Source organism: Clostridium sp. (assembly GCF_051656525.1).
Classification (GTDB): Bacteria; Bacillota; Clostridia; order Clostridiales; family Clostridiaceae; genus Clostridium.
Genome location: NZ_JBOGCC010000093.1, coordinates 80189 through 92735, shown reverse-complemented (window position 1 = coordinate 92735; position 12547 = coordinate 80189). Strand labels below are relative to the sequence as shown.

Below are 12547 nucleotides of genomic sequence, written 5' to 3'. Positions count from 1 at the left end.
AGCCTAAGCTGAGTAAACTGGAATAGTGCAATCTATTTAAATCAAGGAGGATTTACAAAAGACATTTCTATTCTATAACAATTTAGGGAGGTGTTAAAATATGAATTTTATTACGCCCTATTCCAGTCTACCCAACCCACATCCTCATTTGATGTGTGCTGGAATTTTCATTTGTTTGATTGGAGGTCTTCAAAATGAATTAAAACTAAGAAAACAGCCAAGAAGAGAATCTTTAGCTGTGTGCTTTTCAGCACGATTAGATAGACAATTAATTATCTAACTAATCCAACTGAAAGTGCACATACAATTGGACACCAATCTTTTAGCATTCGCAAGGTTTATGATTGGCGAAACCTGTTTTGGTAAGAGGCTCTGACATCTCGTAGTATGTCACGTATTCAGCATTACACTTCCACACTCAACGCAGTGGACACGTAGATTTTTCGTTCCCGATAAGGCTTGGGTATTCCATTAATTGTCACACAAGTTCGCTACGCTTGTGCAGTTCTCTCATGAACTTCTGCACTAAACAGTTTTTGCCTTTCGAGTCGCTTGACTCTACTCCATTTATGGAAGGCAATTTTTCTTGTCCAATTCACAGCTTGGCTACTCTGTCTATCTTTCGGATAGAATCGTTTTTACAATCCTGTACATTCCTAACCTAATTTTTCTGTTATTAGGAAACAGTGCTGACTCTTATGTTCAGCTAAAAATCTAAATTGGTGGGTGTGGTTATTAACCACAGTTGACTCTTTTAGCTAAGGCTGACGAGTACAGCTAATGCCACCGCTATTAGTTTGATTTCATGGCTCAAACCACCTACATAGATATATTTTGAGTCCGTCTATGCAAATTTTCGGACAGTATAAACTTTTTTGTTGGGATTTTATACCCTAACATCTGAGTAATATTCTAACCGTTACTCCCGATTCTAATTTTCTGTCTCAGTAGACCACTGACCCATTCTTTCAGCATTAATGTTTTATCCTCAATCATCTAGTTGAGAAAAGGAGTTTAAACCTGTAAGTTGCAACTTACTTGATTTTATTATTTAAGGGATAATTCCCACTCCAACTTTAGCATGGTTACTCTGCACTCGACAGTACGATTTATGGCTTAGTTACAACTTCCATTTTTCGAATTATACTTTTGGTCTTATTGGGAATCCCACACAACTAAGTCCGAGTGCTAACTTACTCCTTTTCACGCAAGTAACTACGTGGTCAACCTTTGTTACCCCAACGGGTAGGCGACTTAGGATGTGATTTAGCTCACACCAAAGCTAATACTTTTGCAAAAGCTTGTTTTCCGAATAACTTTACACAATGTAATTAACATGTATGTAAAGATTTACTGTTCGGACATCCTTTACGTAAAAGGCTTGTTATAAACGCCATTTGGCGTGACACCTAGATAACTAGGATTTTAGGGATAGGCCTCGTGAGGTTGCTATCCACGAACTACTTAATTTGGCACAAGTCCACGTTGTTACACGAATTACATTCTGTGCTCTATTCTTGTCGCTAAGGACTGTAAATTTACAGGGAAATGTTGGACTCGAACCAACATCGCACAAAAAGCTCTAGTTTTGTGAATCTTCCAATTGAATTAATCTCCCATATTAGACCCTCACTCTCGTAGAGGAACACGATTAAACAGGAGCGACCAATTTAATTTCAGCGTTAAAACTAGTAACACTTGGGAAAGTAGCCAATCACTCTTTTATACTCGCTATAATTGGTTGGGAGTGTCTATATCTAGAATCAACAGTTTTCGACATCTTGAAGATTCGAACTTCACTAGCTACCATACTAGTAAGATGTCATAAGTTGAATAGGCGTTCTTTTCTGACTAGAGAAACACTTCCTATTCGGCCTACGTTTTCAGAGGTAGTAACGTATAAACTCGCAGTGTTATTTCAAACACAATTAGCTAATTTAATTATTTTTGCCAAAAATTGGATTTGCACCAATATAACCTACAGCAACGAAGGCGTAATTCTGTTATACGATTTCGGCGAATGAAACAGTGATTTTATTAATTAGGTAGGTGCGAGGCTCGAACTCGCAAGTCTAACGACGACAGTTTAGCAAACTGTTTGCTTACCATTTAGCATAACCTACCATTTGAATGTCAGAGCTGGAATCGAGCCAGCATTTTCACTAAGTCTGCGAAACCAACGACATCTGTGGGCTCGAACCACATTCAGACACCTGTGGTGATGTTCTAACCAATTGAACTATCCGACAATATTTAAATTTTAGTTCCTATGAGGAATCGAACCCCAACTTTCAAGTCCGTAGCTTGACGTGCAATCCATAACACTTTAGAAACATTGGCATACGCATAACGAATCGAACGTTACTCACAGAGTTTTGGAGACTCCGTCGCCACCTTGGAACATGTGCGTATATTTAAATGCCGACTCTTCTTTTCCACTTCCTAAGGAGAGGTGTTAGTCGGCTCAATCCATTTACTCGCAAAAGTAAATACAACTGTCATTACCACTGTTCTTTACATTTCTGTTCAGACTGTTCCAGTGGTAGCATTCGCACCCTTTGTGCTTCTACGACAACTCCAACAGGAGAAGTTTCTTTGAGATTCTTGAAAGATTTGAACTTCCGACCTTACACTACAACGGCGTACGCTCTACCTAACTGAGCTAAAGAACCATAAAATGCACATTTTATATAGACGTGCAACTATCTCTAATTTGTCTGGCGAACAGTGATTAGAGCAATTTTTAGCGTTTTATATCCATGAATGGAGGTGTGGTAATCACAAGAATTGCACTTGTTTTGTTATTGGCGTAACATTTTCTAAAATTACCATAAAAAATAAAGGAAGGCTGTATCTTCACAGCCATATGGCTCTCAACCACTTATACACATAGTATATCATACTTTTCATTTTTTGTCAAGCATTTTTGAAAAATATTTTAAAAATTTTTTAATTTAATCTCTTTTCTTAATTCTAGAGCACACTTTTCCACTATTAACCTGTTCCAAGAAATACCACTTGCACTCATCTGACATTGTTTGCATATTAGTTTTATAATATACAACATTTGGAAACTCAATGTCATTATCTTGGATAACCTTTAATTCTTTTTTATGAGAAAATAGTGGACTATTAAAAAAATATTCAGCTACATTTTTACCTAATTCTTGGCTAAAACAAACATCTTTTTCTTTTAAGAAATATACAAACCACATTTTACATACAAACTTTTTCTTTAGTTTATACTTTTCAGAAATAACCTCTATGGTTGGCATTATAGCTTTTGAACAATTTAAATAATACATTTCAGAATAAAAATTCTCATCATTTTCAATTATAATCTCATCGCCATCTAGTAAATCAAACATACACATATATATGTTATATAATGTATGAACATTTCTTTCGTCCATAAACGAACTTCTAGTTCCATGTGATTTTACTATTCCATCTTCGATTCTACTAAATTTTTTTAACAACTCTTTTGAATCTTGATTTGTGTACTTATCTAATAGTTTCAATATTTCTATCTCTTTGCTTTCATCATAAAGAAATAAATTGTCATTACTTTTTCCATATTTTCTAGATACTAAGCTAGCACTTATTCCAAGCATATCAGATAATATCTTTCTATGATGTAAAACTTCACAATTAGACAAGTTTTTAAATCCCAATCCAGCGAAGAAATTGGCAGTTTGTTCTTCAATGCTTATTTCAGACGAATAATATACACTTCCATCTTTTAGAGATGTGTATTCTTTGTAAGCACTAAGATTACTTTTTATACTGCTTATTGTTTTTCTATCTGCAAACCCTCCTTTAACCAACTCTTTTGTTGATTCGTTTATTCTTGACATAATATCTGTCAGTTTTAAAATTTGTTTTGTTGTCATCAGACACCACCTTTTTTGATATTTTTATTTTTATTATAAAACTATTCCGAATTTACTATGAACAAACTCTTTTAATTCCTTAGTTTTTTCGAAATAGAATACAATCCTACCTTCAAATTTGTTGTGAATCTTTGTATCCTCTACAACAAACCCTTCTTTTAAACAAGCATATGCAACTTCAACTTTATATATCGGTTTTAATTTTTTTGTTGGCAAGTCGTTTTCAATTTTATTATTAGTTTTACTTTCGAACTTATCTTCCATTTAAATCACTCCTTTTACAAGATATAATCAAATATTATCATATTATTTAAAATTTGTCAATCATTTTTACAAAATTTTATAAAAAAAAGAATTTTTGTACATTCTATATATTCTTTTGAAAACCAACCCAATATAGATATATAGAATTGTTAAAAATTCCCCCCACCTTTATATTTAATTTATTGTTATTTTCCTCTTTAAAACAATCTGAACACAAATCTAAATGTGAGCACAAACTTGTTTGGGCGAACAACAAACGCTTCTGAACAAAACTTGTTTTGTGAGGAAGTGTGCGTTAGTTTCTTTTCTTCTTTTTCTTTTTTAAAGTTACAGTCCTATATCCACAGCTCAGTTGTTCAGATTATGTTTCACTACGCAACCACTTTTGGTGGTAGCTAGTTCAACATATCTTCACTAACTTCCTCGGTGTATATGGATGTAACACATTTTTTTATTTTTTTGAAAATAACTACTTGACAAACAATATTTTTTATATTATACTTCAATCGACTGCAATATAAGTGAACAAAAATTTCTAAAGATGATTAATTGAATAGGATGATTAAATTAGAGTCGCTGTGCGTTGAGCGATATGGGAGGCAACACGTCTGCTGTTATGAATGTACGCAAGGTGAAAGCTACCTCAAAAGGCTTGGAGTGGATAATCTGTTTGGGATTTTCTTCTTTTGTATCTAAAATACTAAGTAGTCAGTATGGTACAGCACATATGGACAGATTGTATGTGATTCTGGAATTACAGAATATAGAAGTTAACTATGATGCTAAAAGACGATGTACAGACTTTTAACTCAACCCTATTGTTTTAGATTATTTTTTATTTTCTGAAACAGTAGGGATAAACTATTTCCACACAAGAACTTCAACCAGACTTGTTAACTATTAACTATATTTAAGTGTTTTAAACAAAACTAAATCAATATATAAATATAGCAAGTTTAGAATACAGCTAACAGAGTACTGGAAAAGGTTTTAGCATAGCTAAGAGCTTTGTAAGGACTCAACCTACAGGAGTAGATAGTAAAAGTTAAGATTGCATAAAATTAGGTTGAAAAATGAGCCTCTACATCACTTTTTAATACCTAAAAACGATTACAACAAGATTTAGGATAAAGTACTAGGGTTACATACTCTAAGGCCTTAAAATTTATCTATTTCAAACTATGGTGTAAAAATAAAGTTTTCAGAATGGTTGACAAAAGATTAAAAGTATGGTATAATCTACACAAGATAAGTAATACACTTATTAAAATAAATTTGGGAGGTAATAAATGATTTATGTTTTAGATACAAATATAATTTTAACAAATCCTTCGTTGTCTCAATACAAAGGTAAAACTGTATATATTCCTATCGAAGTTATGAGGGAATTGGATAACCAAAAAAGTAGAGAAGGAGTAGTAGGTTTTAAATCAAGATTGTTTCATAGAAAGTTAAAAGAAGTAGATGGTTTAAAAGAAGACACATATGATTTTGATGGTGTAACAGTATTAAATCCAACAACACAATTAGAAGATTGTTCTTTATGTTCAAATGAAATAAAGATAGCCGACGATTGGTTTGTTAATTCTTTTATACTAAAAGAAGACGAATATGTAGCTCACACATCAGATTTTTCTTGTTATAACTTAATGAGATTAAATGGTCAAAATTGCGAGTATATTCCTCAGCAAACAAAAGATGATTATAGTAAATTAACAAACTCTTATACAGAAGTTTATGTAAAAGGAGAAGTTTTAAATAACTTAAACTTGTTTGATAGATTTGAAGAGTTTGGTTGTATGGATTATTTATTATTAATAAATTCATCAGACCCAACTAAAAAGAGATTGGTAAAAATAAGAAAAGGTAGATTGCATCATGTAGAATCACATTCTCCTTATGGTGTAAAGCATAAAAATATAGAACAACAAATATTAATAGACTCTTTAATGGATAAGGAAGTTAAGATTGTTGTGTTATCAGCTAGACAAGGTTGTGGAAAATCGTTCTTAGGATTGGCATGTGGATTAGAGCATGTTGTGAACAAAAGAAATTATTCAAGAATATTATTAGCTAAATCACAAGCTCCACTTTCAAGACATGAGGAAATAGGTTGGTTAACTGGAGATATTGATAACAAATTAAGATATTCTATGGTAAACTATACTTCGAACTTAGAAGCTTTAAGCAATGGTGTTCACACTTTTGAAAAAGATGGTAAAAAAGTAAGAAGAGATGGAATGAAAATATTCGAAGAGTTTAAAACTTTTGGACAAATGGACTTCTTACCACTTGATTCAATTCTTGGTGCTAGTTATGATGATACGTATGTTTGCTTAGATGAGGCACAGTCAATTGATTTAAAAACACTGCGTAGTTGTTTGACTCGTATAACCGATAATTCAAAAATGGTTATAATGGGAGATGTGGCACAACAAACTGATGTTATGAGTTCGATTGATAAATCTGGACTATATTTAGCAAATAAGTATCTGAGAAATGTTGAAGGTGTTTGTGTGCTAACTCTATCAGAAATAGAAAGAGGAAGTGTATGTAGAAATGTTGCAGAAGCTTTAGATAAAATAGAGATATTAGGATAATAAAATGGGAGAGTAAAATCTCCCTATCTTTTTAAAAAGTGGTGGTGTATATGTCTAGGAAAAATTTAAAAAATTATAAAAACAAAGATGATATTAAAAATTTAACAAATAGAGAACGTGCTATTGCAAGACTACAATCAATAATATTTCATTTAAATAACAATCAAATTAGATATGGATTTAGTTATCTTGGATATGAATTCAATTTTATGAAATATGATTTTAATAAAAAAGAGTGGGTAGTTTTAGAATCACACAACTTCACACAAATGCAATATAATGAAAGTTATAGTGTAGTTAGAAGTATAAATAAAAGATTAGCCAAAGAACTTGGCATAGATGAGGAGGAGGAGTTTAATGAGAATGAATATTAATAACTTGGTGTTAAATGGCAAAAGCAAAGTAAATGGTGATTTCTTATTTGGAGGTGCACCAAAAATTGACCCAATAGTTTTCACAGAAAATGAAAAAGGTGTGTTTTATTTTGATGATGAGTTTAACAGAGATTCTATAAGAAATTTGATTAATGACATTGAAATGTATAGACAAAATGGATACAAAGCATTAGATTTATATTTTCAATCTAATGGTGGAGATGTAGATTATTTATTCACATTAGCAGATTATATTAATAATTTACCAGAAGATTTTGAAGTAACTTTCCTAGTAAATGGAATGGTGGCAAGTGCAGGAATTTATATTTTATTTATGATTAAATATGCAAATATAATTATACTTGAAAGTGGAATGGGAATGTTGCATTTAGCTGACTGTAGAGTTTCTGGAAGAGCGATGTACGATACAACTTCAAGTCCAAATCATAAATCTAACAAATTCGTTTTAGAAAATTTAAATAGATTAAATGAGTTTCTTGATAAAGAATATGTTGAAAACTTACAATTAAATGATGAGGATAAAAAGCATGTTCAAAGTGGAGAAGATTTATATTTACATAAAAATGAATTAGAAGAGTTGTTAGTTAAGTATAAAAATAGAGGGTATTTTAAATCAGAGGCTTTTGCTGAAAATATTGCATTACTTGAAAATCAACTTTGTGCAGTAGAAGATGAATTACAATCTCAATTAGATTTATATAGAGAAGAAATGGGAGTTTCATTCTATGAGCAACAAGGAAAATGCGAGTGTGGAGAAAATTGTGAGATTTGTAATTGTGTAGAAGATATAGAAAAGATTGGAGGGACTGAGTAATGGCTGTTATAATAGTATATTTGATAGCTTGTATGTTAGTAATGATGTCTGTGTTATGGTCTGTTCTTACTAAATATGTAAAATTTGAAATACCGAAGAAAGTGGATAAAGTTTTGGATATTGTGTTTGTATTAGCGTATATTGTTGTGTGTACAGGTACAATTGCGATGATAGTGCAAAATTTAATTAAAATATTGAAGTAGAAGTAGAGAGCATTTAGCTCTCTTTTTTATTTGTGTGAATAAAATGCGACTTTTATTTTCTATAATTCGTTCTCATTATCTAAAATGGCTTTCATACTTCATTGTAGTATAAATTGTGGCTCAATGCTTTTAAATCGGTTTTAGGTACTAAAAAGTGGCACACAGGATTAAATTTTAGTATAATTTTAAGAGGTATTAGTGTGAAAACATTTTAATTTAAAATAAATTAAAATTTTGTTGACATATATGTATAAGTGTGGTATTCTTTAAATATAAAAGAAACGGAGGAGATTAAAAAAATGGATAAAACAAGAGTTAATATTTACATTGATAAAAATTTATGGAAGATGTTTAAACACAAAGCTGTCGATGACGAAAAGAGTATGTCGTCAATAGTGGAAGATTTAATAAAAGAATATTTAGAATTAGAGGAGGAGATTTAAAATGAATTTAAAAGGAACTAGATTTGAAAACAACAGATTAGGATTAGAGATTTTTGTATATGATGTAGATGGAAAAGAGATGTTTATAGGAAAGGATATAGCGAAATTATTAGGATATCAAAACTATAGCACAGCAGTTTCAGAAAACATAAAACCATCTCAAAAGAAAAAGGTATACGTGAGAACCATTGAAAACATTGGGAATTCGGAAATTCCGAAGTCTGAAGTTATAAACAATAATCTAACAATGATTACAGAAATAGGCGTTTATCAGCTTGTTTTTAGAAGCAATAGAAAAGAGGCTGAGGAGTTTCAAGAATGGGTTTATGGAGAAATCCTTCCATCTATTAGAAAGAATAATTTCTATATAGATAATAAAAACTTTACAAATGAAGACTTTGAAAAATTAGAAGAAGAAAACAGAATACTTAAAGATAAACTTGGAAATTACACAAATATAACTCTAAATAATAATAGAAGATGCCAAAGTTTAGAAACATACTTAAAGCAAATGTTTCCAAACCAAAAAGATGTATTTGAGCAATTTATAGATGGGTTTAAAAGAAATGGTTATCTTGATGAAAATGGAAAACCAACAGAAATATTTGAGAAAAAGAATAAACCACACAAAATATTTAAGCATTTAACAGAGGTTTGTGATGGTGATTCAAATAAACACACAATTATATTGACAAATAAAGGAATAAATTTATTTGCTAATGATTTATATATTGAAAATAGAGTTTTAAAATGCAAGAATAGAGAAGGAAGTACTAGAATTATATAAATTTATTTATCAAATTGTTTGACAAACCAACTAAAATGTGTTATAATATATACAGAAGGTGGTGATTATTAAATGGAAGTTAAATTTTTCAGCTTTCTTAATACATCAAAAGAAGAAAGAGAAAATAACGGAAAATGTGTTTCTGATTTTTTAAAAGGAAAAAAGTTGGTAGATATTAAATTTGAAACAACATATTTCGCACATGGCGATGACAGAGTAGATGTTATGATTGTTTGTGAGTAGTAAAAAATAAAATATAAACAAGAAAGCAGAGAGAAATCTCTGCATTTTTGTATTTAGGAGGAAAGTAGATGGCAAAGAATGAGAATTTTAAAGATAGGAGCATAGTTTTTATAGGAGAAAATACAATCTTAGATGTATTGGCTAGTTCTAATATACAAGGCAATCCTATGAATGAGGATTTTTTTAGAAAAGAGATGAGGTTTTATAGCAAATCTATGTTATTAGCGTATATACAATCAATATATTCTAAAAACACGGCTTTAGCTTGGTATATGCACTCAGAATATAATATGACATACAGTGGTATAGCTAGACAATTGGGTTTGAATGTTAAAACGGTTAGAACATCTATAGAAAACACAAACAATAAAATAAATGAAATGAAAATGATAGATGTTTTGTCAATAATGGAAGACTGCTATGACATGCACATAAAAGAAAAGGAATTTAAAGAAGACGATAATGAGCTTTCTGATACTGATTTTTTAATAAGTGTAATGAAAGAACAAATGAAAACTTTGAATTTAACAAAAGATGAAAAAAATGAAATTCAGAAAAAAATAGATGAATTATCGTAAATCTATGGTATAGAGTACCATAATTTATGACATATTATGAGAGGAATAATTACGTTGCAGTTGCGATGAGCGAAGAGGTCTGCATTTAAAAATTCAAAACCTCTGCTAAAATTTTTTTACACATATATTCGGGCGGTGAATGTTATGATAATTAAGCACGTTGAGTCAACAAATTTAAAAGTTGTAATGTTTGACCCAAGCAAAAATGTGTTGTTTGTGATTTTTAATGAAGGAAGTATGTATAAATATAAAAATGTTACTGAAAAAGAGTTCGATTCTTTATTCGATAAAAAGAAAAAGAAGACTGTTGGCGAATTGTTTTTCAGTAAAATTAGGACTTCGAAAGAATACGAAATAGTTTACTGAAGTATGGTGTAGGAGACCCCTCCTACTCCTACACTTTATTTTTCCTAAAAGGTGGTGATAGTAAAAATGGGAAGAAGAGCAAGATTAAAAATATCTGAATCAGATTTTCAGATGTATTTATTAGAAAATTATATTGACTCAACTGGAGATAAGGTATCTGACAGAGAACTTTGGAGTTCAGATGAGTTTATAGAAAAAACTGGATTGTTCAAAAAGGATAAATTTTCAACTAAAAAGCTAATGGTTTCTATGGGAACAGTAAGTTATTGGAAGAAAAAGTTAGAAATAACAGAAGAGTCTATCTTCCATTATCACACGGTTATGTCAAAAAGACTTAAACCAAACGCCGATTTTGAAAAGTGGAGTAGAAAGAACAATGCAGGACATTCTAAGAAAAAGCAAAATGATGAAAAAACTAGAAGAGCTAACTTGGTTAAGATTCTAAATTTAGACTCAAACTTTAAAAAATATTCTGTCGATATTATCATGAATTACATGCGAGATATTTGGAAACTATCAAATCTTGATGTAGAATCTGAAACAAACAGAATAATGAATCTCTTAGACTCTATCGAGGTGAGATAATGGCTACTGAAAGAAAGCCAGAAGGCTATCACGTTCTTACAAGAGAATCAAAAGAAAGTTTAATATTTATGGTACTTGATTTGAAGAAACAGATTCTAGATTTAGAAAAAGAAAAACAGGTTGCTTTGATAGAAGTCACAAAAGCAAATAGGTTATTAGAAACTAAAAATAGTGAATTGGCTGTAAAGGGTCAAGATGATATGGTAAGAAAAGTATTAGAGTATAGAGCTAGGAAGCTTACGCCAACTCAGATTCAATATAAGTTAGAAATGCAAGGATATGATGCCACAGTAGAGCTAATTGAAAGATTGTTGGATTCAGAGTGGACTTTAGAAATGGAAGCATTTTTTAAGAAGTGTGAAGAAGAATATCTCGAAACTGTAAATATAAATCCAGCATTATTTAGAATAACAAATTTGACAAAACTACAAGCTATGAACGATGCGTATGAAAAAATGCTTAGAGAAGATGCAATAGATGACGCTCCAACTAAGTTGAAAATAATGAAAGATATGCAAGAAAATATAAAGAAGATGGAAGAAATTGTAAGAAATGTGCAAGATGAAAGACTTCAAAGTGGAGAAGACCAAGAAGATATGGCTACAACAGAAGCTAATAATTGGGAAGAAACAGTTGGGTCATTTATGAGTTTTGAAGGACATGAAGATGATATTATAGATATCGAAGAGGTGTAACTATGAAAAGACAAATTTTTATAGACCCTAAATCTTCAGTTGTATTTGGTAAAGTTGGAGACAAACCATTTGAGCCAATAGGATATGATTACAATTTTGAAAATAAACAAGCAACACCAATGACACATCCTATATGGAAAGATTTAATAAGATTTGTAAAAGATGTTTCAAAGGTACAAGATAAAAAAACAGGAAAAGACATAGCCCAACCTTTATTTCCTTTGCAATGGAGTATATTAATATTGGCAATACGTGCATTATTAGAGAAAAACTCTGAAATGTTTTTATGGGCTATATCAAGACAAGCAGGAAAATCATTCTTAATAGGAATAATAGTTCCATTTGCTGTTGTATATATGCCAAAATACGTAGATGTTCCAACTATGAGATATACTGCTGTAATGGGGTCTTATAAAGATGATGCTGTAAAAGAATTGTATAAAAAAATTAAACCTAAAATTCAATATGCTGTTGACCATTATAACAAACATCATAGAGATAAATTGATAACAAAAGACCTAGACCCAAAGTCAAGGTTGAAAGATAATGTTGATTTAATTGAGATAGATAAAGAATTTGTGGATGGAACAAGAATTGCTTACTCAGAAGTAAGGAATATAACATGTGGAAGTTCACAAGACGGTCAGATAGGCTGTCTATAAACCTCTCTAAAACTGGAAG

General features: G+C 30.9%; 16 protein-coding genes and 3 tRNA genes. 14 read left to right on the top strand and 5 right to left on the bottom strand.

Features of this window, described 5'->3' with window-relative positions; all coding sequences use genetic code 11:
- Positions 1 to 100: 100 nt before the first annotated feature.
- Complete coding sequence (locus ACRDDY_RS04070; protein ID WP_438563691.1) at positions 101 to 280, top strand: hypothetical protein; 180 nt, start codon at positions 101 to 103, stop codon at positions 278 to 280.
- 1262 nt (positions 281 to 1542) lie between these two features.
- Here ACRDDY_RS04070 and ACRDDY_RS04065 read toward each other — a convergent pair.
- The 5 genes from ACRDDY_RS04065 to ACRDDY_RS04045 all read right to left on the bottom strand — a co-directional run bounded on the left by ACRDDY_RS04065 (position 1543) and on the right by ACRDDY_RS04045 (position 4157).
- Positions 1543 to 1618 (bottom strand) — tRNA-Ser (locus tag ACRDDY_RS04065).
- Positions 1619 to 2043: 425 nt separating this feature from the next.
- A tRNA-Ser gene (locus ACRDDY_RS04060) sits at positions 2044 to 2124 on the bottom strand.
- A 474-nt stretch (positions 2125 to 2598) separates the two neighbouring features.
- Positions 2599 to 2672: transfer RNA gene (locus ACRDDY_RS04055), tRNA-Gln, on the bottom strand.
- A gap of 282 nt (positions 2673 to 2954) precedes the next feature.
- Positions 2955 to 3893 (bottom strand): hypothetical protein, encoded by a 939-nt coding sequence (locus ACRDDY_RS04050; RefSeq protein WP_438563690.1) that lies wholly within the window; start codon positions 3891 to 3893, stop codon positions 2955 to 2957.
- Positions 3894 to 3926: 33 nt separating this feature from the next.
- Entirely contained in the window at positions 3927 to 4157 is a 231-nt protein-coding gene (locus tag ACRDDY_RS04045; protein WP_438563689.1) for a hypothetical protein, read from the bottom strand.
- Positions 4158 to 4749: 592 nt separating this feature from the next.
- Here ACRDDY_RS04045 and ACRDDY_RS04040 point away from each other — a divergent pair.
- The 13 genes from ACRDDY_RS04040 (at position 4750) to ACRDDY_RS03980 (ending at position 12528) form a co-directional block, all read left to right on the top strand.
- Positions 4750 to 4965 (top strand): hypothetical protein, encoded by a 216-nt coding sequence (locus ACRDDY_RS04040; RefSeq protein ID WP_438563688.1) that lies wholly within the window; start codon positions 4750 to 4752, stop codon positions 4963 to 4965.
- Between the two features lie 481 nt (positions 4966 to 5446).
- Positions 5447 to 6757 (top strand): PhoH family protein, encoded by a 1311-nt coding sequence (locus tag ACRDDY_RS04035; RefSeq protein ID WP_438563687.1) that lies wholly within the window; start codon positions 5447 to 5449, stop codon positions 6755 to 6757.
- 50 nt (positions 6758 to 6807) lie between these two features.
- The gene (locus ACRDDY_RS04030; protein WP_438563686.1) at positions 6808 to 7131 is read left to right on the top strand and encodes a hypothetical protein; all 324 of its coding nucleotides are present in this window, start codon (positions 6808 to 6810) and stop codon (positions 7129 to 7131) included.
- Positions 7115 to 7966 carry an ATP-dependent Clp protease proteolytic subunit gene (locus ACRDDY_RS04025; RefSeq protein WP_438563685.1) on the top strand — a complete coding sequence of 284 codons (852 nt, stop codon included), beginning with the start codon at positions 7115 to 7117 and terminating at the stop codon, positions 7964 to 7966. The genes ACRDDY_RS04030 and ACRDDY_RS04025 overlap by 17 nt, the downstream gene beginning before the upstream one ends.
- Positions 7966 to 8169 carry a hypothetical protein gene (locus tag ACRDDY_RS04020; protein WP_438563684.1) on the top strand — a complete coding sequence of 68 codons (204 nt, stop codon included), beginning with the start codon at positions 7966 to 7968 and terminating at the stop codon, positions 8167 to 8169. Before ACRDDY_RS04025 ends, ACRDDY_RS04020 begins: the two co-directional genes overlap by 1 nt.
- Before the next feature lie 299 nt (positions 8170 to 8468).
- Positions 8469 to 8612 carry a ribbon-helix-helix protein, CopG family gene (locus tag ACRDDY_RS04015; RefSeq protein ID WP_438563683.1) on the top strand — a complete coding sequence of 48 codons (144 nt, stop codon included), beginning with the start codon at positions 8469 to 8471 and terminating at the stop codon, positions 8610 to 8612.
- 1 nt (position 8613) lies between these two features.
- Positions 8614 to 9399 carry a BRO-N domain-containing protein gene (locus ACRDDY_RS04010; RefSeq protein WP_438563682.1) on the top strand — a complete coding sequence of 262 codons (786 nt, stop codon included), beginning with the start codon at positions 8614 to 8616 and terminating at the stop codon, positions 9397 to 9399.
- Between the two features lie 72 nt (positions 9400 to 9471).
- Positions 9472 to 9642, top strand: a complete 171-nt coding sequence (locus ACRDDY_RS04005) for a hypothetical protein (RefSeq protein WP_438563681.1) — start codon at positions 9472 to 9474, stop codon at positions 9640 to 9642.
- A 68-nt stretch (positions 9643 to 9710) separates the two neighbouring features.
- Positions 9711 to 10220 carry a hypothetical protein gene (locus ACRDDY_RS04000; protein WP_438563680.1) on the top strand — a complete coding sequence of 170 codons (510 nt, stop codon included), beginning with the start codon at positions 9711 to 9713 and terminating at the stop codon, positions 10218 to 10220.
- A gap of 144 nt (positions 10221 to 10364) precedes the next feature.
- Positions 10365 to 10586, top strand: a complete 222-nt coding sequence (locus ACRDDY_RS03995) for a KTSC domain-containing protein (RefSeq protein WP_438563679.1) — start codon at positions 10365 to 10367, stop codon at positions 10584 to 10586.
- A 66-nt stretch (positions 10587 to 10652) separates the two neighbouring features.
- Complete coding sequence (locus ACRDDY_RS03990; RefSeq protein ID WP_438563678.1) at positions 10653 to 11171, top strand: hypothetical protein; 519 nt, start codon at positions 10653 to 10655, stop codon at positions 11169 to 11171.
- On the top strand, positions 11171 to 11866 hold the full coding sequence (locus ACRDDY_RS03985) for a hypothetical protein (RefSeq protein WP_438563677.1): 696 nt from the start codon (positions 11171 to 11173) through the stop codon (positions 11864 to 11866). Before ACRDDY_RS03990 ends, ACRDDY_RS03985 begins: the two co-directional genes overlap by 1 nt.
- 2 nt (positions 11867 to 11868) lie before the next feature.
- On the top strand, positions 11869 to 12528 hold the full coding sequence (locus tag ACRDDY_RS03980; RefSeq protein WP_438563676.1) for a hypothetical protein: 660 nt from the start codon (positions 11869 to 11871) through the stop codon (positions 12526 to 12528).
- Positions 12529 to 12547 lie beyond the last annotated feature (19 nt).

What these genes read in the sequence shown, in the direction of transcription:
- ACRDDY_RS04000 (WP_438563680.1), top strand. Translation starts at nt 9,711, where the DNA reads ATGGCAAAGAATGAGAATTTTAAAGATAGGAGCATAGTTTTTATAGGA.
- ACRDDY_RS04005 (WP_438563681.1), top strand. Translation starts at nt 9,472, where the DNA reads ATGGAAGTTAAATTTTTCAGCTTTCTTAATACATCAAAAGAAGAAAGA.
- ACRDDY_RS03985 (WP_438563677.1), top strand. Translation starts at nt 11,171, where the DNA reads ATGGCTACTGAAAGAAAGCCAGAAGGCTATCACGTTCTTACAAGAGAA.
- ACRDDY_RS03995 (WP_438563679.1), top strand. Translation starts at nt 10,365, where the DNA reads ATGATAATTAAGCACGTTGAGTCAACAAATTTAAAAGTTGTAATGTTT.
- ACRDDY_RS04045 (WP_438563689.1), bottom strand. Translation starts at nt 4,157, where the DNA reads ATGGAAGATAAGTTCGAAAGTAAAACTAATAATAAAATTGAAAACGAC.
- ACRDDY_RS04030 (WP_438563686.1), top strand. Translation starts at nt 6,808, where the DNA reads ATGTCTAGGAAAAATTTAAAAAATTATAAAAACAAAGATGATATTAAA.
- ACRDDY_RS04025 (WP_438563685.1), top strand. Translation starts at nt 7,115, where the DNA reads ATGAGAATGAATATTAATAACTTGGTGTTAAATGGCAAAAGCAAAGTA.
- ACRDDY_RS04020 (WP_438563684.1), top strand. Translation starts at nt 7,966, where the DNA reads ATGGCTGTTATAATAGTATATTTGATAGCTTGTATGTTAGTAATGATG.
- ACRDDY_RS04015 (WP_438563683.1), top strand. Translation starts at nt 8,469, where the DNA reads ATGGATAAAACAAGAGTTAATATTTACATTGATAAAAATTTATGGAAG.
- ACRDDY_RS04050 (WP_438563690.1), bottom strand. Translation starts at nt 3,893, where the DNA reads ATGACAACAAAACAAATTTTAAAACTGACAGATATTATGTCAAGAATA.
- ACRDDY_RS03990 (WP_438563678.1), top strand. Translation starts at nt 10,653, where the DNA reads ATGGGAAGAAGAGCAAGATTAAAAATATCTGAATCAGATTTTCAGATG.
- ACRDDY_RS04035 (WP_438563687.1), top strand. Translation starts at nt 5,447, where the DNA reads ATGATTTATGTTTTAGATACAAATATAATTTTAACAAATCCTTCGTTG.
- ACRDDY_RS03980 (WP_438563676.1), top strand. Translation starts at nt 11,869, where the DNA reads ATGAAAAGACAAATTTTTATAGACCCTAAATCTTCAGTTGTATTTGGT.
- ACRDDY_RS04010 (WP_438563682.1), top strand. Translation starts at nt 8,614, where the DNA reads ATGAATTTAAAAGGAACTAGATTTGAAAACAACAGATTAGGATTAGAG.
- ACRDDY_RS04070 (WP_438563691.1), top strand. Translation starts at nt 101, where the DNA reads ATGAATTTTATTACGCCCTATTCCAGTCTACCCAACCCACATCCTCAT.
- ACRDDY_RS04040 (WP_438563688.1), top strand. Translation starts at nt 4,750, where the DNA reads ATGGGAGGCAACACGTCTGCTGTTATGAATGTACGCAAGGTGAAAGCT.